At 67.9% G+C, this 17,984-nt stretch carries 16 protein-coding genes and 2 riboswitches; of the genes, 12 read left to right on the forward strand and 4 right to left on the reverse strand.

Annotated elements, in window-relative coordinates; all coding sequences use genetic code 11:
- Window positions 1–120: 120 nt before the first annotated feature.
- Together aat and OMP39_RS09635 are read left to right on the forward strand one after the other, a co-directional pair.
- Window positions 121–882 carry a leucyl/phenylalanyl-tRNA--protein transferase gene (gene aat, locus OMP39_RS09630; RefSeq protein ID WP_264891510.1) on the forward strand — a complete coding sequence of 254 codons (762 nt, stop codon included), beginning with the start codon at window positions 121–123 and terminating at the stop codon, window positions 880–882.
- Between the two features lie 6 nt (window positions 883–888).
- Window positions 889–1,632 (forward strand): arginyltransferase, encoded by a 744-nt coding sequence (locus tag OMP39_RS09635; RefSeq protein WP_264891511.1) that lies wholly within the window; start codon window positions 889–891, stop codon window positions 1,630–1,632.
- Between the two features lie 70 nt (window positions 1,633–1,702).
- Here OMP39_RS09635 and OMP39_RS09640 read toward each other — a convergent pair whose 3' ends face one another.
- The gene (locus tag OMP39_RS09640; protein ID WP_264891512.1) at window positions 1,703–2,347 is read right to left on the reverse strand and encodes a CoA transferase subunit B; all 645 of its coding nucleotides are present in this window, start codon (window positions 2,345–2,347) and stop codon (window positions 1,703–1,705) included.
- A gap of 10 nt (window positions 2,348–2,357) precedes the next feature.
- Window positions 2,358–3,059, reverse strand: a complete 702-nt coding sequence (locus OMP39_RS09645; RefSeq protein ID WP_264891513.1) for a CoA transferase subunit A — start codon at window positions 3,057–3,059, stop codon at window positions 2,358–2,360.
- Window positions 3,060–3,154: 95 nt separating this feature from the next.
- Here OMP39_RS09645 and OMP39_RS09650 point away from each other — a divergent pair, with 95 nt between their 5' ends.
- On the forward strand, window positions 3,155–3,697 hold the full coding sequence (locus OMP39_RS09650; RefSeq protein ID WP_264891514.1) for a PAS and helix-turn-helix domain-containing protein: 543 nt from the start codon (window positions 3,155–3,157) through the stop codon (window positions 3,695–3,697).
- Window positions 3,698–3,742: 45 nt separating this feature from the next.
- Here the strand turns inward: OMP39_RS09650 and OMP39_RS09655 are convergent, their stop codons facing one another.
- The gene (locus tag OMP39_RS09655) at window positions 3,743–4,162 is read right to left on the reverse strand and encodes an acyl-CoA thioesterase (RefSeq protein WP_264891515.1); all 420 of its coding nucleotides are present in this window, start codon (window positions 4,160–4,162) and stop codon (window positions 3,743–3,745) included.
- A 1-nt stretch (window position 4,163) separates the two neighbouring features.
- A complete protein-coding gene (locus OMP39_RS09660; RefSeq protein WP_264891516.1) occupies window positions 4,164–4,946 on the reverse strand; it encodes an SDR family oxidoreductase in 783 nt (260 codons plus the stop codon).
- Window positions 4,947–5,210: 264 nt separating this feature from the next.
- Here OMP39_RS09660 and OMP39_RS09665 point away from each other — a divergent pair, with 264 nt between their 5' ends.
- The 9 genes from OMP39_RS09665 (at window position 5,211) to OMP39_RS09705 (ending at window position 17,956) form a co-directional block, all read left to right on the forward strand.
- Window positions 5,211–6,884 (forward strand): electron transfer flavoprotein-ubiquinone oxidoreductase, encoded by a 1,674-nt coding sequence (locus OMP39_RS09665; protein WP_264891517.1) that lies wholly within the window; start codon window positions 5,211–5,213, stop codon window positions 6,882–6,884.
- A 133-nt stretch (window positions 6,885–7,017) separates the two neighbouring features.
- Window positions 7,018–7,107: riboswitch (glycine riboswitch) on the forward strand.
- Between the two features lie 10 nt (window positions 7,108–7,117).
- A riboswitch (glycine riboswitch) is annotated at window positions 7,118–7,232 on the forward strand.
- Between the two features lie 45 nt (window positions 7,233–7,277).
- Window positions 7,278–8,396 carry a glycine cleavage system aminomethyltransferase GcvT gene (gcvT, locus tag OMP39_RS09670; protein WP_264891518.1) on the forward strand — a complete coding sequence of 373 codons (1,119 nt, stop codon included), beginning with the start codon at window positions 7,278–7,280 and terminating at the stop codon, window positions 8,394–8,396.
- 98 nt (window positions 8,397–8,494) lie between these two features.
- A complete protein-coding gene (gene gcvH, locus OMP39_RS09675) occupies window positions 8,495–8,869 on the forward strand; it encodes a glycine cleavage system protein GcvH (RefSeq protein ID WP_264891519.1) in 375 nt (124 codons plus the stop codon).
- An 80-nt stretch (window positions 8,870–8,949) separates the two neighbouring features.
- Entirely contained in the window at window positions 8,950–11,853 is a 2,904-nt protein-coding gene (gcvP, locus tag OMP39_RS09680) for an aminomethyl-transferring glycine dehydrogenase (protein ID WP_264891520.1), read from the forward strand.
- A gap of 15 nt (window positions 11,854–11,868) precedes the next feature.
- On the forward strand, window positions 11,869–12,948 hold the full coding sequence (locus OMP39_RS09685; protein ID WP_264891521.1) for a threonine aldolase family protein: 1,080 nt from the start codon (window positions 11,869–11,871) through the stop codon (window positions 12,946–12,948).
- A gap of 19 nt (window positions 12,949–12,967) precedes the next feature.
- The gene (locus OMP39_RS09690) at window positions 12,968–14,359 is read left to right on the forward strand and encodes an L-serine ammonia-lyase (protein ID WP_264891522.1); all 1,392 of its coding nucleotides are present in this window, start codon (window positions 12,968–12,970) and stop codon (window positions 14,357–14,359) included.
- Window positions 14,360–14,411: 52 nt separating this feature from the next.
- A complete protein-coding gene (locus OMP39_RS09695) occupies window positions 14,412–15,095 on the forward strand; it encodes a response regulator transcription factor (RefSeq protein WP_264891523.1) in 684 nt (227 codons plus the stop codon).
- A 13-nt stretch (window positions 15,096–15,108) separates the two neighbouring features.
- A complete protein-coding gene (locus tag OMP39_RS09700; RefSeq protein ID WP_264891524.1) occupies window positions 15,109–16,575 on the forward strand; it encodes a sensor histidine kinase in 1,467 nt (488 codons plus the stop codon).
- Between the two features lie 112 nt (window positions 16,576–16,687).
- A complete protein-coding gene (locus OMP39_RS09705; RefSeq protein WP_425340622.1) occupies window positions 16,688–17,956 on the forward strand; it encodes an ABC transporter substrate-binding protein in 1,269 nt (422 codons plus the stop codon).
- The last annotated feature ends 28 nt before the right edge of the window (window positions 17,957–17,984 follow it).

Raw genomic sequence — 17,984 nt, forward strand, 5'->3', positions numbered from 1 at the left:
CGAAAAATCTGGAGGGCGCAAGTGGTAGCGCAGTTGCCGGTGAGTCGGGGGCCGGAGCCCCCTCCAGGAGTGCGCCCCCTCTCATTGCGTGGTGGGCGGATTTCTGGGCAGGATAGCTACATGAGCATCTTGCCGATCGCGTGGCTCGACGAGAACGACGGCTTTCCGCCCCCTGAAGCGGCGCTGCGCGAGGACAGCGACGCGCCGGGCCTGCTGGCGGCGGGCGCCGATCTCTCGGTGCCTCGGCTGCGGCATGCCTACAGCAACGGGATTTTCCCCTGGTACAGCACGGGCCAACCGGTGCTCTGGTGGAGCCCCGACCCCCGCATGGTGCTGCACGTCGGCGAGTTCCGCGTGAGGCGCTCGTTTCGCAAGGTGCTGCACCGGTTCTTGCGGGACCCGCGGTGCGAGGTGCGCATCGATTCGGCCTTCGGCGATGTGATCCGGGCCTGCGCGCGCACGCCCCGCGCGGGGCAGGACGGCACTTGGATCGTCCCGGAGATGATCGCCGCGTATGAAGCCTGGCACGCGTGTGGCGACGTCCATTCCTTCGAGACTTGGATGGACGGGCGGCTCGTGGGGGGGTTGTACGGTGTGAGCCTCGGACGGATGTTCTTCGGGGAGTCCATGTTCTCGTGGGAGACGGATGCCTCGAAGATCGCGCTCGCGGCGCTCGTTGCCTTCTGCCGCGTGCAGGGGATCGGGCTCATCGATTGCCAACAGCGGACCAGCCATCTGGCCTCCCTGGGCGCGAGAGAAATACCTCGGGCACAGTTCCTGGCGCATGTGCGCCGGGCTGTGCGCCAACCGCCCGTGGGGACCTGGCACTATGATCGCTCGATGTGGGATGCGCTGGGGTTGAACCTGGCCGCCCCGGCGTGACGGACGATGACCCACCCGAAAGAGCTGCCCCTCGCGTCGCTGCAGTTCTATGCGACGGCGCCCTACCCCTGCAGTTACCTGCCGGGGCGCCTCGCGCGATCGCAAGTGGCCACACCCAGCCACCTGATCCATGCCGACACCTACTCGAACCTGGTGACCCGTGGATTCCGGCGCAGCGGGATGTTTACCTATCGACCCTACTGCGACGGCTGCCGCGCGTGCGTGCCGCTGCGAGTGCCCGTGGACCGGTTCAAGCCGAACCGCAGCCAGCGGCGGGCCTGGAAGGCCCACGGCAACCTGCAGGCGCGGGTCTTGCGCCTGGGGTTCGTGCCCGAGCACTACGAGTTGTATCTGCGCTACCAGTGCCACCGACACGCGGGCGGAGGCATGGACCACGACAGCGTGGATCAGTACACGCAGTTCCTGCTGCAAAGCCGGGTGAACTCCCGCCTGGTGGAGTTTCGCGAGCGGCGCGAGGACGGCAGTGCGGGCGCCGTGAAGATGGTGTCGGTGGTGGACGTGCTCAACGACGGCTTGTCGGCCGTCTACACCTTCTACGAGCCCGAGGCGGGCGCGAGCTATGGCACGTACAACGTGCTGTGGCAGATCGAGCAGACGCGCGAACTCGAGTTGCCGTATCTGTACCTGGGCTATTGGATCGCAGACAGCCGCAAGATGGCCTACAAGGCCCAGTTCCGCCCGCACGAACTGCTGATCGACGGGCGCTGGCAGGCGCAGGCACAGCCTTAGGCAGCCCTGGACAGCGACAAGGGACCGGTTCGGTCCCTTGTTGTCGTGTGCGCAAGGAGGTGGCGACGGCTCAGGCCGCGGCCTGGGCGAACTCGACGTGGGCGCCCGTCTTGAGCCGCACCTCCTCTTGCGTGACACCGGGGGCCAGTTCGACGCAACGGAAGCCTTGCGGGGTGATGTCGAGCACGCACAGGTCGGTGATGACGCGGTTGACGACCCCGACCCCGGTGAGCGGCAAGGTGCACTGTTGCAGGAGCTTGTGCTCGCCGTTCTTGGCGCAATGCTCCATGAGGACCACGACGCGGCCCACGCCGGCGACGAGATCCATCGCGCCGCCCATGCCCTTGACCATCTTGCCGGGGATCATCCAGTTCGCGAGATCCCCCTTTTCGCTGACTTGCATCGCGCCGAGGATGGCGAGGTTGATCTTCCCGCCTCGGATCATGGCGAACGAATCGGCCGACGAGAAGATGGAGGAGCCGGGCAGCGTGGTCACCGTCTGCTTGCCGGCGTTGATGAGGTCTGGATCGACTTCATCCTCGGTCGGGAACGGACCGATGCCGAGCAGGCCGTTCTCACTTTGCAACCACACCTCCATGCCTTCGGGCACGTGGTTGGCCACGAGGGTGGGCAGACCGATGCCGAGGTTGACGTAGTAGCCGTCTTTCAGTTCACGGGCGGCGCGGGCCGCCATTTCGTCTCGGGTCCAGGCCATGGTGTGCTCCTCAGGCAGCGGCGCGCACGGTGCGCTGCTCGATGCGTTTCTCGGGGTTCGGATTGACGACGATGCGGTGGACGAAGATGCCCGGCAGATGGATCTCGTCGGGGTCGAGTGCGCCCTTTTCGACCAGCTTCTCGACCTCGACGATGGTGATCTTGCCCGCCATCGCGACGTTGGGGTTGAAATTGCGCGCCGTGCGGCGGAAGACGAGGTTGCCCGCCGTGTCGGCGATGTACGCCTTGACCAGCGACACGTCGGGGACGAGCGAGCGCTCCATCACGTACTTGACGCCGTCGAACTCGCGCACTTCCTTGCCTTCGGCCACGATGGTGCCGACGCCCGTGCGGGTGTAGAAGGCGGGAATACCGGCGCCACCGGCGCGCAGCTTCTCGGCCAAGGTGCCCTGCGGGGTGAATTCGAGTTCGAGTTCGCCCGACAGGTACTGGCGCTCGAACTCCTTGTTCTCACCCACGTAGCTGGAGATCATCTTGCGGATCTGCCGCGTGGCGAGCAGCTTGCCCAGGCCGAAGCCGTCCACACCGGCGTTGTTGGAGATCACCGTCAGGTTCTTGACGCCGGAGGCCTGCAGCGCGTCAATCAGCGCCTCGGGGATGCCGCACAGGCCGAAGCCGCCCACGGCGAGCATCTGGCCGTCCTTGACGATGTCCTTCAGCGCCTCGGCGGCGCTGGGATACACCTTGTTCATGCCTGTCTCCTTCGGAGGATGTCGAACGGCCGAAGCGTACTACGTATCGACATACGTAGAATCGCCTAAGGAAACCCCTTAGCCCTGCGCAGCGCATGGAACTGGACTACCGCACGGCGTTCGAGCTGGCCCCGGTGGGATTGGTCATCTCCCGGCAGCGCATCATCGTGGACTGCAATCGGGCGCTGGCGGAGATGTTCCGCACCTCGCGCGAGCTGCTGGTCGGGCAGTCGTTTCAGGTGCTCTACCCGACGGCCGCCGAGTTCGAGCGCACCGGAGAGCGCATCGCGCCGATCCTCAATGCGAGCGGGCGCTATGCCGATGACCGCATCATGAAGCGATCCGACGGCGAGCTGTTCTGGTGCCATGTGACGGGCCGGGCGATGCAGCGGGAGGCGCCGCATGCGGCCGGGATCTGGTCGTTCGAGGATCTGTCCTCGCGGCGGCCGGTGAAGGCCGAGTTGACCGGGCGCGAACGGGAGGTGGCCGCGCTCCTGATCGAAGGGCGCACGAGCAAGCAGATCGGCAAGGCCCTGGACATCAGCCACCGCACGGTGGACATCTACCGGGCCCGACTGATGCGCAAGTTCAACGCCGCGACCACGGCCGAGCTGGTGCAGCGACTGCTGGCCGCTTGAGTCGCCCCCGCACCGCCTGGCGTGCCGGGCTCGCGCCCGCCCCTCCTATTCGATCGCGTCGCGCAGCCACTGCGGCAAGGGCTTGGACTTCTGGTTGGGGAAGTCCACCCACACCGTGGTGGCCCCGCCTGCCGCGTAGATCTCGCCGGGGCGATCCACGCGCTCGAGGGTGATGTACGTGTCGAAACTGCTGCGACCGGGGTTGGCCACGTAGTGCCGGGCCAGCACCTCGCCCGGGTACTCCAACTGGCGATAGAAGTTGCAGAACGCGTTGACGATCACCGGGCCTTCGCCGCGCGGGTCGGGCTGCGCGCCGAGCGAGCGCATCCACTCGATCCGGACGACCTCCAGATACCGGAAGTACATCGCGTTGTTGACGTGGCCCATCGCGTCCATGTCGCCCCAGCGGATGGGGATGCGCATTTCGTAGACGAGCTTCTTCTCGTCGGGGATCTCGAATCTCACCTTACACCCCGAACCCGTCGTCGGCCGCGATGACGGCGCCGTTGATGAAGTGGCTCTCGTTGGAGCAGAGCATCACGATGAGCGCGTCCAGGTCCTGCGGTTGGCCGACCCGCTTGCGCGGCAGCATCTGGATCAGCTTCTGCCCTTGTTCCGTCTGCCAGTGATGGTGGTTGATCTCGGTGTCGATGTAGCCCGGGCACACGGCGTTGACGTTGATGCCGTAGCGTCCCCACTCCAGGGCCATGGCGCGGGTCATGTGGATCACGGCAGCCTTGCTCATCGCATAGACCCCGATCTGCCCGAGGGGCCGCAGGCCAGCCATCGAGGCGATGTTGACGATGCGCCCACCGGTGTAGGTGCCCGGCGCGGCACCGCGCGCGCGGGCGAGCATCCGCTTGCCGACCTCCTGCGCGACGAAGAAGGCGCCGCGGGTGTTGGTGTCGAAGACGTAGTCGTAGTCCTCGGGCGTCACGTCGGTCAGCTTCTGGGTGGTGCTGACGCCGGAGTTGTTGATGAGGATGTCGATCGGGCCGACTTCGGTTTCGGCGTGGGCGACGGCGGAGCGGATGCTGTGGGGGTCGGTGACGTCCACCCCGACCACGTGGGCGTCGCCGCCCGCCCCCTCGATCTCGGCACGCAGCGTCTTGAGCCGCTCGACCCGGCGCCCGCCCAGCACGACGGCCGCGCCTGCTTTGGCCAAGGTGCGGGCGAACTGCATGCCCAAGCCACTGGAAGCGCCGGTGATCAGCGCCACGCGCCCCGACAGATCGATCGTGTATGCCATGAGGACCTCGGATGAAGACAACAGGAAGCCGCGAGGACGGTGGGGCCGACCCTCACGGCGCGCGACGCTCGGTATGGTGCCAAGGATAGCGAAGCCGGGTGGTGTCGGTGTGTCTCGTGCAGGACACTCGGGCCGCGAGCGGCGCCGCCGTGGCGAGGGGCAGACAAAAATAGAACGACCGTTCGATTTTTTCTTGCGACTCGATAGAATCGCGTCAATGCTGCCACGGGCCCGGCCCGCATCACCCACTCGAAGGAAGAAACGATGACCCCACAAGAGATCCTGGAGCAGTACGGACCGCGCGAGTCGATGGAGTACGACGTCGTCATCGTCGGCGCCGGGCCGGCGGGCCTCGCCACCGCGATCCGGCTGAAGCAGCTCAACAGCGACATCTCGGTCGTCGTGCTCGAAAAGGGCTCGGAGCCCGGGGCGCACATCCTGTCCGGCGCGATCATGGATCCGCGTGCACTGAACGAGTTGTTCCCGAACTGGAAGGAGCTGGGCGCCCCGCTGACCCAACCGGTGGCCGAGGACAAGTTCTTGTTCCTCGACGAGACGGGCGCGAAAGCCACGCCGGACTTCTTCCTGCCGGACTGCTTCAAGAACCACGGCAACTACATCTTGAGCCTCGGCAACTTCGTCAAGTGGCTGGCGCAGCAGGCGGAATCGCTCGGGGTGGAGATCTTCCCCGGATTTCCGGCGGCCGAGGTGCTGTACGACGAGCAGGGGCGGGTCAAGGGCGTGGCCACCGGCAACCTGGGCATCGGCAAGGACGGGCAGCCGACCGAGAACTTCCAGCTCGGCATGGAGCTGCTCGGCAAGTACACCATCTTCGCCGAGGGCGCCCGCGGGCACCTGGGCCGCCAGCTGATCGCCAAGTTCAAGCTCGACGAAGGGCGTGACCCGCAGAGCTACGGCATCGGCATCAAGGAGCTGTGGGAGATCGACCCGAGCAAGCACAAGCCGGGCCTGGTGATCCACACCGCCGGCTGGCCCCTCGACCCGGACACCTACGGCGGCTCGTTCATGTATCACGACGCGGACAACAAGGTCGAAATCGGCTTCGTCGTGGGCCTGGACTACAGCAACCCGTGGCTGAGCCCGTTCGAGGAGTTCCAGCGCTGGAAGACGCACCCCGAGATCCGCAAGTACCTCGAAGGCGGCAAGCGCCTGTCCTACGGGGCGCGGGCGATCACGGCGGGGGGGCTGCTGAGCCTGCCGAAGACCGTATTCCCCGGCGGCGCGCTGGTGGGCTGCGACGCCGGCTACCTGAATGCCTCGCGGATCAAGGGCAGCCATGCGGCGATCAAGACCGGCATGCTGTGCGCCGAGGCGCTGGCCGAGGCGCTGGCCGCCGGCCGCCAGCTCGACGAGCTGACGGCCTACCCCGAAGCCTTCGAAAAGAGCTGGCTGTACGCCGAGCTGCTGCAGGCCAAGAACTTCAAGCAGTGGTTCAAGAAGGGCCGCACGGTGGCCACCGTGATGACGGGCGTCGAGCAGTGGCTGCTGCCCAAGCTGGGCATCAAGAACCCGCCCTGGACGCTGCATCGCGACAAGCCGGACCACGCCTACCTGAAGCCGGCCTCGGAGTGCCGGCAGATCACGTACCCCAAGCCCGATGGCACGCTGACCTTCGACCGGCTGAGTTCGGTGTTCATCAGCAACACCAACCATGAGGAGAACCAGCCGCCGCACCTGACGCTGAAGGACCCGACGGTACCGGTGCGCATCAATCTGGCCCAGTACGCGGGGCCGGAAAGCCGCTACTGCCCGGCCGGCGTGTACGAGTTCGTCAAGGGCGAGGACGGCAGCGACCGCTTGCAGATCAACGCGCAGAACTGCGTCCACTGCAAGACCTGCGACATCAAGGACCCGACCCAGAACATCGTGTGGGTGACGCCCGAAGGTGGCGGGGGCCCGAACTACGCGGGCATGTGACGTCCGGGCCGGGCCGCTCTGGGCCCGGATTCGGGCTTGCGCCCGTACCTTGACCGGGCGGGCGGGTTGCGGGTCGGCCCGCGCCTCGCCGGTTGCGATGAGGCTTGGTGGCCGGCCGGCGGGCGGCTATACTGCCCGGCAGTCAGGAGAGAGCTCCCCCGCGGAGCCGCCGAAGGCGCAGAGCGAAGCTCGAACGCTCAGGCAAAAGGACTGACGATCGCCTCGAAAGCGGGGCGAACCTCACTGGAGAGAGGCCTGCCCCGAGCAGGCCCACCGAAGGGGCAAGCCGCCTCGCATCGAAACGGTGCCGCGGCCAATCTCTCAGGTAAAGCGGACAGCGAGGGCACCACCGTTGCACGGCAGCGGTGTCACCCAATGCCCTCGGAGACGACGATGTCCGCCAACGAATTGCTCAAGACGCCGCTGTATGCGCTGCACTTGGAACTGGGTGCGCGCATGGTTCCCTTCGCCGGCTACGAGATGCCGGTGCAGTACCCAGCGGGCATCATCGCCGAGCACCGTCACTGCCGCGCGTCCGCGGCGCTGTTCGACGTGTCGCACATGGGGCAGGTGCGGCTGGTGGGCGACGATGCCGCCCGGGCGCTGGAGTCGCTCGTACCGGTGGATGTGGTGGACCTGCCGGTGGGCAAGCAACGCTATGGCTTCTTCACCAACGCCAGCGGCGGCATCCTGGACGACCTGATGATCGCCCGCCGCGAGGACGACCTGCTCTTGGTCGTCAACGCAGCCTGCAAGACCGCTGACCTCGCGCATCTGAACACCCACATCGGGCATCGATGCCGCATCGAGCTCCTGGCGGACCGTGCCCTGCTCGCCCTCCAGGGGCCGAAAGCGGCCGATGCGCTGGCGCGCTTGACCCCGGGCGTGGCGCGGCTCTCGTTCATGGGCGGGGGCTGGTTCGAGCTGGCGGGCAGCCAGTGCTTCGTCACCCGCTCCGGCTACACCGGAGAGGATGGTTTCGAAATCTCCGTCCCGGCGGCCGATGCCGAAGGCCTGGCGCGCGCGCTGCTTCAGCAACCGGAAGTGCAGCCCGCCGGTCTCGGCGCCCGGGACACGTTGCGGCTGGAGGCGGGCTTGTGCCTGTACGGGCACGATATCGACACCCAGACCACACCCGTGGAAGCGGGCCTGGGCTGGGCCATCCAGAAAGTGCGGCGAGCCGGTGGCGCGCGCGCGGGCGGCTATCCAGGAGCTCATGTGATCGACGCGCAGTTCGCCCACGGGCCGACGCACAAGCGAGTCGGCCTCGTGGGCCTGGAACGCGCGCCGGTGCGCGAGGGGGCCCAGCTGCTGGATGCGCACGGGCATCCTGCCGGCCGGGTGACGAGCGGCACCCTGGGGCCGACCGCCAACGAGCCGATCGCGATGGGTTACCTGCCCGTCAACCATGCCGCGCCGGGTGGCATCGTGCACGCCGTGGTGCGCGACAAGAAGCTGCCGATGCGCGTGGTGCCGATGCCTTTCGTGCCCCATCGCTACCACCGCGGCTGAGCCCCGCGCCTGCGACGCCGAGGCCGGCCGAGCACGGGACGTGGCCGAGCCTGCGAGTTCATTCGATTGCGTTTTTCCAAGCACTCTAGGAGCCCTGCATGAGCATCAAGTACACCGCAGACCACGAATGGGTCTCGATCGGCGACGCGGACGTCGTGACGGTCGGCATCACTCACCACGCCCAGGACGCCTTGGGCGACGTGGTGTTCGTGGATCTGCCCGCCGTCGGTACGCAGCTCAAGCAGAAGGACGTGGCCGGGGTGGTCGAATCGGTCAAGGCGGCGGCCGACGTGTACGCGCCGGTCAGCGGCGAAGTGGTCGAGGTGAACGAGGCACTGCGCGCCGATCCCTCGCTCGCCAACAGCGACCCGTTGGGCCAAGGCTGGTTCTTCAAGGTCCGCCTGGCCGACCGCACGGAGCTGGACGGCTTGATGGACAAGACCGCGTACGACGACCTCGTCAAGAACAGCTGAGCCCTTGCCCCCTTGCGCGCCGGCGCTGCCGCACCTCGCGGGCGCCGGCGGCCGGCCCCACCTCCACGCGCAGTACGACCATGTTGATGCACGCCCCCACCCCGCTCGCCGACCTCGAGGCTCACGACGACTTTGTCGAGCGCCATATCGGCATCACCCCCGCCGACGAGGAGCGCATGCTCTCGACGATCGGCGCCGCCTCGCGCCAGGCTTTGATCGATAGCGTCGTACCGGGCGCGATCCGTCGCCTGCAGGGCATGCAGCTGCCGGCCCCGGCCTCCGAAGCGGAGGCCTTGCGCGAGCTGAAGGGCATCGCGCAGCGCAACCGGTTGCTCAAGAGCTTCATCGGTCAGGGTTACCACGGCACGCACACGCCTGGCGTCATCCTGCGCAACGTGTTGGAGAACCCCGCCTGGTACACCGCCTACACGCCGTACCAAGCCGAGATCTCGCAAGGCCGGATGGAGGCGTTGGTCAACTTCCAGACCATGGTGTGCGACCTCACGGGGCTGGCGATCGCCAACGCCTCGCTGCTCGACGAAGCCACCGCCGCGGCCGAGGCGATGACGCTCGCGGCACGGGTCGGCAAGTCCAAGAGCACCACCTTCTTCGTGGCCGAGGACGTGCTGCCGCAGACGCTGGAGGTGGTGCGCACGCGCGCCGAGCCGCTCGGGCTGACCGTGGTGTGCGGCCCGGCCGATGCAGCAGCGCAGACGGACTGCTTCGCGGCCCTGTTCCAGTACCCGGGCGTCACGGGTGAAGTGCGCGACCTGCGTCCGCTGATCGAGGCGGTGCATGCCCGGGCAGGGCTGGCCATCGTGGCGGCCGACCTGCTCGCGCTGACGCTGCTCACCCCGCCCGGTGAGATGGGCGCCGACATCGCCATCGGCACGACCCAGCGGTTCGGCATGCCGATGGGCAACGGGGGACCGCACGCGGCCTACATGGCCTGCCGGGACGAGCACAAGCGCTCGCTGCCGGGCCGCCTGGTCGGCGTCAGCGTGGACAGCCAGGGGCAACCGGCGTACCGGCTGGCGTTGCAAACGCGCGAGCAGCACATCCGCCGCGAGAAGGCGACGTCCAACATCTGCACGGCGCAGGTGCTGCCTGCCGTGGTGGCCAGCATGTACGCGGTGTATCACGGGCCGCACGGCCTCAAGCGCATCGCCGAGCGGGTGGCGAGCTACACGGCCGTGCTGGCCGAAGGGCTGAAGGCGTTGGGCTGGAGCCTGGTGCACGAGACGGCCTTCGACACCATCACGGTGCGCACCGGCCACAAGACGGAGCCCCTGCTGCTCGACGCCGTAGGGCGCGGCATGAACCTGCGGCGCGCCTCCCACGACGCCATCGGCATCACGCTGGACGAGACCACCACCCGCGAGGACCTGCTGGCGCTGTGGCAGGTGTTCGCCGAGGTGACGGCGCACGGGCAGCCGCTGCCGGGGTTCGAGCGGTTCGAGACGGGCATCAAGGACCTACTGCCCGAGAGCCTGCGGCGCACGAGCGCCTACCTCACGCACCCGGTGTTCAACCGTTACCACTCGGAGACGGAGATGCTGCGCTACCTGCGCTCGCTCTCCGACAAGGACTTGGCGCTGGACCGCACGATGATCCCTCTGGGCTCGTGCACCATGAAGCTGAACGCCACGAGCGAGATGATCCCGATCACGTGGCCCGAGTTCGCCCACGTGCACCCCTATGCGCCGCGGGACCAGTTGGCGGGGTACGAGCTGCTGGATCAGCAACTGCAGCAGTGGCTGTGCCAGGCCACGGGTTACGCCGGCATCTCGCTGCAACCCAATGCGGGATCCCAGGGGGAGTACGCCGGCCTGCTCGCCATCCGCGCGTACCACCGTGCGCGCGGCGAAGGCCACCGCAACGTGTGCCTGATCCCCGAATCCGCCCATGGAACGAACCCGGCCAGCGCGCAGATGGTGGGCATGCAGGTCGTGGTCACCAAGTGCGACCGCGACGGGAACGTGGATCTGCAGGATCTGGCCGCGAAGTGCGAGCAGTACGGCGACCGGCTGGCGGCGGTGATGATCACCTACCCCTCCACGCACGGCGTGTTCGAGGCCGAGGTGAAGGAGCTGTGCGCGCTGGTGCACCGCCATGGCGGGCGGGTGTACGTGGACGGCGCGAACATGAACGCGCTGGTGGGCATCGCGGCGCCGGGCGAATTCGGCGGCGACGTCTCGCACCTGAACCTGCACAAGACCTTCTGCATCCCTCACGGCGGCGGTGGCCCCGGCGTGGGCCCGGTGTGCGTGGTCGAGGACCTCGTGCCCTACCTGCCCGGTCACCGCACCGCGGGCGTGGGGCAGGACGGCCCGGTGGGCGCGGTGAGCGCGGCGCCGCTCGGCAATGCCGCGGTACTGCCGATCTCGTGGATGTACATCCGCATGATGGGGGCCGAGGGCCTGCGCCGCGCGACGGAAACCGCCATCCTCAACGCGAACTACATCGCCGCGCGGCTCGCGCCGCACTACCCGGTGCTCTACCACGGTGGCAAGGACATCCACGGCGGCGGGGTGGCGCACGAGTGCATCCTCGACCTGCGCCCGCTGAAGGACACGAGCGGCGTGACGGCCGAGGACGTAGCCAAGCGCCTGATCGACTACGGCTTCCACGCGCCGACCCTCAGCTTCCCGGTGGCCGGCACGCTGATGGTGGAGCCGACCGAGAGCGAGTCGCTCGCGGAGCTGGACCGTTTCTGCGAGGCGATGATCGCCATCCGCGAGGAGATCCGTCGCATCGAACAGGGCCAGTGGCCCCAGGACGACAACCCGCTGAAGAACGCGCCTCACACGGCCGAGTCCTTGCTGAAGGACCCGTGGACCCACCCCTACACGCGCGAGCAGGCAGCCTATCCGGTGCCCTCGCTGCGGCGTCAGAAATACTGGGCGCCGGTCGGGCGTGTCGACAATGTGTACGGCGACCGCAACCTGTTTTGCGCGTGCGTGCCGGTCGCCGAGTACCGATAACCCCAGGAGCCTTGCATGAGCCTCACGAACCCGAGCATCGAGACCCACCGCCAGCACTTCGCCAGCGACAACTACGCCGGCATGTGCCCGGAGGCGATGCACTGGTTCATGGAGGCCAACCGCAGCGGCCATCAGCCCGCTTACGGCGAAGACGTCTGGACGCAGCGATCGACGGACATGATCCGCGAACTGTTCCAGACCGACTGCGACGTGTACTTCGTCTTCAACGGCACGGCCGCCAACTCGCTCGCGCTGGCCGCGATGTGCCAGAGCTACCACTCGGTCATCTGCACCCCGGTCGCACACGTCGAGACCGACGAGTGCGGCGGGCCCGAGTTCTTCTCGAACGGCTCGAAGCTGCTCGTCTCGGAGAGCGAGAGCCCCGCCGCCCGGCTGGGCAAGCTCACGCCGGACGCCGTCGAGCAGCTGGTGACCAAGCGCGACGACATCCACTACCCCAAGCCGAAGGTGGTGAGCCTGACGCAAGCGACCGAACTCGGCACGGTCTACACCGTCGAGGAGGTACGCGCGATCGCCGCCATTGCCAAGCGCCGCCACCTGAAAGTGCACATGGACGGCGCTCGATTCGCCAACGCCGTCGCCAGCCTCGGCTGCCACCCGAGCGAGATCACGTGGCGCGCGGGCGTGGACGTGCTGTGCTTCGGAGGCACCAAGAATGGCCTGCCGGTCGGCGAGGCGGTCGTGTTCTTCGACCGCGATCTGGCGGAAGACTTCGCCTATCGCGTCAAGCAAGCAGGCCAGCTGGCCTCGAAGATGCGGTTCATCTCGGCGCCGTGGGTGGGTCTGCTGGAAGACGATGTGTGGCTGCGCAACGCGCGCCACGCCAACGCCATGGCGCAGCGGCTGTACCGGGCGTTGCAGGGCATCGAGGGCGTGGAGTTGCTGCACGAGCCGCAGGCCAACTCGGTGTTTGCGCGGCTGCCCAAGCCCGTGATCGATGCGCTCTACGCGCGCGGTTGGCGGTTCTATCAGTTCATCGCGGGCGGGGGCTGTCGCTTCATGTGCGCCTGGGACACGACCGAGGCGGCGGTGGACGCGTTCGCGGCGGACGTGCGCGCTCTCGCACGGGCCTGAAGCCGAGTCAGGAGCTGCGATGGCGGTTTCGGTCTTCGATCTCTTCAAGGTCGGCATCGGGCCGTCCAGCTCGCACACGGTGGGCCCGATGCGCGCCGCGCGCATGTTCGTGGCCCGGCTCAAGCAAGACGGCCTGCTCCCACGCACCGTGCGCGTGCAGACGCAGCTGTACGGCTCGCTCGGCGCCACAGGCAAAGGGCACGGCAGCGACAAGGCCGTCATGCTGGGCCTGGCGGGCCATGAGCCCGACACCGTGGACGTGGATGCGGTGCCGCAGATGCTCGAGGCGATGCGCCGGGAACGGCGTATCGTGCTCATGGGTGAGCACGCGGTGGAGTTCGAAGAGAGCCGCGACCTGGAGTTTCGCCGGCGCGAGACCCTGCCCTTCCATGCCAACGGCATGCGGTGCCACGCCTTCGACGCGGACGGCGCGATGCTGGCCAGTCGCACCTACTATTCGGTCGGCGGCGGCTTCGTGGTGAGCGAGGAAGTCGCTGCCGATGGCACCAAGCACAAGGTCGTCGCACCCGACACCACCGTGCTGCCCTACCCCTTCCATAGCGCGGAGGAGTTGCTCGCCCTCACCGCGCGCGAAGGCTGCTCGATCGCGGAGATCATGCGGCGCAACGAACGTCACTGGCGCAGCGATGAGGCGATCGATGCCGGGCTGCTGCACATCTGGGAGGTGATGCAGGCCTGCGTGCAGCGAGGCTGCCGTACCGAGGGGGTGCTGCCCGGCGGTTTCAAGGTGCAGCGCCGCGCGCCGCAGCTTCATCGCCAGCTCACGAGCAACCCCGAGGCGGCACTGCGCGATCCCCTGCAGATCATCGATTGGGTGAACCTCTACGCGCTTGCGGTCAATGAGGAGAACGCCGCCGGCGGCCGGGTCGTCACCGCTCCGACGAACGGGGCCGCGGGTATCGTCCCCGCGGTACTGCATTACTACAGCCGCTTCGTGCCGGGCGCCAGCGAGCGCGGCGTGATCGACTTCCTGCTCACGGCCGGGGCGATCGGCATCCTCTACAAGGAGAACGCCTCCATCAGCGGCGCCGAGGTGGGCTGCCAGGGCGAGGTCGGCGTGGCCTGCTCCATGGCCGCCGGCGCCTTGTGTGCAGTGCTCGGCGGCACGCCGGCGCAAGTGGAGAACGCAGCCGAGATCGCGATGGAGCACCACCTGGGCCTGACCTGCGACCCGGTGGGCGGTCTGGTGCAGATCCCGTGCATCGAACGCAACGCCATCGCCTCGGTCAAGGCTCTGAACGCGGCCCGGATGGCCCTGCGCGGCGACGGCACCCACCGGGTGTCCCTCGACAAGGTCATCAAGACGATGCGCGAGACGGGCGCCGACATGCAGACCAAGTACAAGGAAACCGCCCGCGGCGGGCTGGCGGTCAACATCGTGGAATGCTGACCCCGGGCCGCCCCGGGTGTTAAAGCTGTAAAGCATTCGTTAAGCTCTCGGCATGCGCCTTTTGCTTGCCGAAGACGATGCCATCCTGGCCGATGCCCTGAGCGCCAAGCTCCAGCAGGCCGGGTTCGACGTGGAAGTGGCGGACAACGGCGCCGTGGCGGAGTACCTGCTGCTGCGCCAGGCCTTCGACGTCGCCGTGCTGGACATCGGGCTGCCGATGGTCGACGGCTTGATCGTGCTGCGCCGAGTGCGGGCCGCCAAGCCGGAGCAGCCGATCCTCCTGCTCACCGCCCTGTGCGACCTGGAGCACCGTGTGGACGGCCTCAACGCGGGGGCCGACGACTACCTCGCCAAGCCGTTCGACTTCCCCGAATTGGAAGCCCGCGTGCGCGCCCTGCTGCGCCGCGCCAAACCGACGGCGTCGGCAGTGGTCCAGCTCGGCAAGCTCAGATTCGATCGCGATGCGCGGCGCGCGACCATCGCCAACGAGCCCGTGGACTTCTCGCCCCGTGAATGGGCGCTGCTGGACCTGCTGCTGAGCCAGCGCGACAAGGTGGTGACGAAGGAACAGATCGCCCAGGCCTGGGGCGCCGACCGCGCCGATGCCACCCGCGGCGAAGGCGGCACCGGCTCCATCGAGGTGTACATCCACCGGCTGCGACGCAAGCTCGAACCCTCCGGCCTGGGCATCCGCACGGTGCGCGGGCTGGGCTACCTGCTCGAGCTGCCGGCGTGACGGGGGCGGCGTCTTGAAGCCCACCCGATGGCAGCGCTGGGGCGCCCAGGTCGGCCTGGCGCCCGGCCAACGTTCGCTGCGGCGTCACCTGCTCCTGTGGCTGCTGGTGCCCCAACTCGTGTTGTGGCTGGCGGCGGCCTTCGTCACCTACCACCTTGCGGCGCGCTACACCAACATGGCGATCGACCGCAGTCTCTACCAGACCTCGCGCGCATTGGCACAGCAGGTCAAGCCCATCGGCAATGGGCTGCTGATCGACTTCCCCAAGTCGGCGCAGGCGATCATCGAGACGGACCCGGACGACACCGTCTACTACATGGTGAGCACCCCGCCGGGCCACTTCATTCTGGGCAACAAGAACCTGCCGCCGCCACCGCCGCTGCCGCAGATCGAGCTGGAGCGCCCCTACTTCTACGACGGCATGGTGGGCGATGTGCCGGTGCGAGTCTCGGCGCTGTACCTGGCCTACGGCGAGGACGACTCGCCGCAGCAGTTGCTGGTGCAGCTGGCCAAAAGCCGAGCGACGCGGGAGGAACTGGCCCGGCAGATTCTCATCGACACCGCCCTGCCCCTGTCCGGCCTCATCGTGCTGATGTCGCTCATCGTGTGGGCCGGGATCCGCACGGGGCTGGCGCCCTTGGCCCGGCTGCGCTCGGCCGTGGAAGATCGCGCCCCGAACGACCTCACTCCCATCGAGATCGAGTCGGCCCCCGCCGAGGTGCGCGCGCTGGTGCAGGCGCTGAACACCCTGCTGGCCGAGGTGCATGAGAGCGTGAGCGCGCAGAAGCGGTTCATCAGCAACGCCGCGCACCAACTGCGCACGCCGCTCGCAGGGCTCAAGTCGCAGACCGAACTGGCGCTCGCGGAGGCGCAAGACCCGGCCCTGCGGGCCCGCCTCGCACGAGTCCACGAGAGTGCCGCACGGGCCGCCCACCTGGTCGCGCAGCTGCTCACGCTCGCGCGCGCCGAGCCCGAGTCCGCCCTGGCCCAGGCGCGTACCCGGCTGGACCTGGCCCGCCTCGCCAAGGAACTGACCGCCGAGCAGGTGCCGCGGGCGTTGCAGGCCGGCATGGACCTGGGCTGCGAGGACGCCCGCGACTCCGCCGAGGCCGAGGCACCTCTGCCCGTGCTGGGCCACCCGCTGCTGCTGCGCGAGGCGCTGTCCAACCTGATCGACAACGCCATCCGCTACGCCGGGCGGGGGGCCACCGTCACGGTGCGGCTCGGGCGGGACGGCCCGTCGGCCCTGGTGCAGGTGGAGGACGACGGCCCGGGGCTGCCCCGCGACCCCGACATCTACGAGCGGGTGTTCGAACGCTTCGTGCGTGTGACCAACGACGGCCACGGCTGCGGGCTGGGCCTGGCCATCGTGCGCGAGATCATCGAACGGCACGGCGGCCAGGTGCGGCTGGAGCCGGTGACGCCTCACGGGGTGCGCGTCACGGTGCGCTTGCCGGTGGCTGCGGACCGCGCGCCCTAGGGAAAATCCTATATTAAAGAATTATTGCGGCAACATTAACACACCCTTAACATCACGGCTGCTCCGCGATCCCGCGGTGGCTCAACACAGTCCAAAGAGAGGAGCAACGCTGATGTCGTCGATTTCCCAACTCCGCGCGCGCCGCCTGGCCCGCGCGCTGGCCACCGCGGGCATGCTGGCCGCCGGGGCCGCTTGCGCCGGTGAAGTGGAGGTGCTGCACTGGTGGACCTCGGGCGGGGAGGCCAAAGCCGCTGCCGCCTTGAAGGCCAAGCTGCAGACGCTGGGCCACACCTGGAAGGACTTCGCCGTGGCCGGAGGCGGCGGCGACTCGGCCATGACGGTGCTCAAGTCCCGCGTGGTGTCGGGCAACGCACCGGCCGCAGCGCAGATCAAGGGGCCCTCGATCCAGGAGTGGGCACGCGAAGGCGTGCTTGCCAGCATCGACGACACGGCCAAGGCCAACAACTGGGACGCGCTGATTCCCAAGCCCATCGCCGACGGCCTCAAGTACAAGGGCAGCTACGTGGCCGTGCCCGTCAACGTGCACCGCGTGAACTGGCTCTGGGTCAACCCTGAGGTGTTCAAGAAGGCCAACGCCAAGGTGCCCACCACCTGGGACGAATTCTTCGCGGCTGCCGAGGCGCTGAAGAAGGTGGGCGTCATCCCGGTGGCGCACGGCGGCCAGAACTGGCAAGACTTCACCACGTTCGAAGCAGTTGCGCTCGGCGTGGGCGGGGTCGACTTCTACAAGAAGGCGCTGGTGCAACTGGATGCGGCCACCCTCAAGAGCCCCACGATGGAGAAGGTGCTCACCACCTTCAAGCGGGTGAAGGACTACACCGACAAGAACGCACCGGGGCGTGACTGGAACCTCGCCACGGCGATGGTGATCAACGGCCAGGCCGGCATGCAGATCATGGGCGACTGGGCCAAGGGCGAGTTCCTGGCGGCGGGCAAGGTGCCGGGCAAGGACTTCGTCTGCGCGCCGGCGCCGGGCACCAGCAAGGCCTTCACCTACAACGTCGACAGCTTCGCGATGTTCAAGATCAAGAACGACGCGAACGTCAAGGCGCAGAAGGACCTGGCGACGGCGATCATGTCGCCCGAGTTCCAGGAGGCGTTCAATCTCAACAAGGGCTCCATCCCCGTGCGCCTGAACATGGACCTGGCCAAGTTCGACGACTGCGCCAAGCAGTCCTCGGCCGACTTCGTGGCGTCGTCCAAGGCGGGCTCGCTCGTACCCTCGATCGCCCACGGCATGGCCGTCCCGTCGGCCGCGGAGGGTGCGATCAAGGACGCCGTGTCACAGTTCTGGAACAGCGACAAGATGACCGCCAAGGAAGCGATGGAGCGCATCGCCTCCGCCGCCAAGGTCAAGTAAGGCGCCCACGTCCGGCCTGCGGCGCAGT

This window comes from Schlegelella aquatica, from assembly GCF_026013905.1.
Lineage (GTDB): Bacteria > Pseudomonadota > Gammaproteobacteria > Burkholderiales > Burkholderiaceae_C > Caldimonas > Caldimonas aquatica.

Excerpts from the sequence above, each read along its gene's own strand:
- gcvH (WP_264891519.1), top strand. The coding sequence starts at position 8,495 with ATGAGCATCAAGTACACCGCAGACCACGAATGGGTCTCGATCGGCGAC.
- OMP39_RS09685 (WP_264891521.1), top strand. The coding sequence starts at position 11,869 with ATGAGCCTCACGAACCCGAGCATCGAGACCCACCGCCAGCACTTCGCC.
- OMP39_RS09645 (WP_264891513.1), bottom strand. The coding sequence starts at position 3,059 with ATGAACAAGGTGTATCCCAGCGCCGCCGAGGCGCTGAAGGACATCGTC.
- gcvP (WP_264891520.1), top strand. The coding sequence starts at position 8,950 with ATGTTGATGCACGCCCCCACCCCGCTCGCCGACCTCGAGGCTCACGAC.
- OMP39_RS09650 (WP_264891514.1), top strand. The coding sequence starts at position 3,155 with ATGGAACTGGACTACCGCACGGCGTTCGAGCTGGCCCCGGTGGGATTG.
- OMP39_RS09660 (WP_264891516.1), bottom strand. The coding sequence starts at position 4,946 with ATGGCATACACGATCGATCTGTCGGGGCGCGTGGCGCTGATCACCGGC.
- aat (WP_264891510.1), top strand. The coding sequence starts at position 121 with ATGAGCATCTTGCCGATCGCGTGGCTCGACGAGAACGACGGCTTTCCG.
- OMP39_RS09695 (WP_264891523.1), top strand. The coding sequence starts at position 14,412 with ATGCGCCTTTTGCTTGCCGAAGACGATGCCATCCTGGCCGATGCCCTG.
- OMP39_RS09665 (WP_264891517.1), top strand. The coding sequence starts at position 5,211 with ATGACCCCACAAGAGATCCTGGAGCAGTACGGACCGCGCGAGTCGATG.
- OMP39_RS09635 (WP_264891511.1), top strand. The coding sequence starts at position 889 with ATGACCCACCCGAAAGAGCTGCCCCTCGCGTCGCTGCAGTTCTATGCG.
- OMP39_RS09640 (WP_264891512.1), bottom strand. The coding sequence starts at position 2,347 with ATGGCCTGGACCCGAGACGAAATGGCGGCCCGCGCCGCCCGTGAACTG.
- gcvT (WP_264891518.1), top strand. The coding sequence starts at position 7,278 with ATGTCCGCCAACGAATTGCTCAAGACGCCGCTGTATGCGCTGCACTTG.
- OMP39_RS09690 (WP_264891522.1), top strand. The coding sequence starts at position 12,968 with ATGGCGGTTTCGGTCTTCGATCTCTTCAAGGTCGGCATCGGGCCGTCC.
- OMP39_RS09705 (WP_425340622.1), top strand. The coding sequence starts at position 16,688 with ATGTCGTCGATTTCCCAACTCCGCGCGCGCCGCCTGGCCCGCGCGCTG.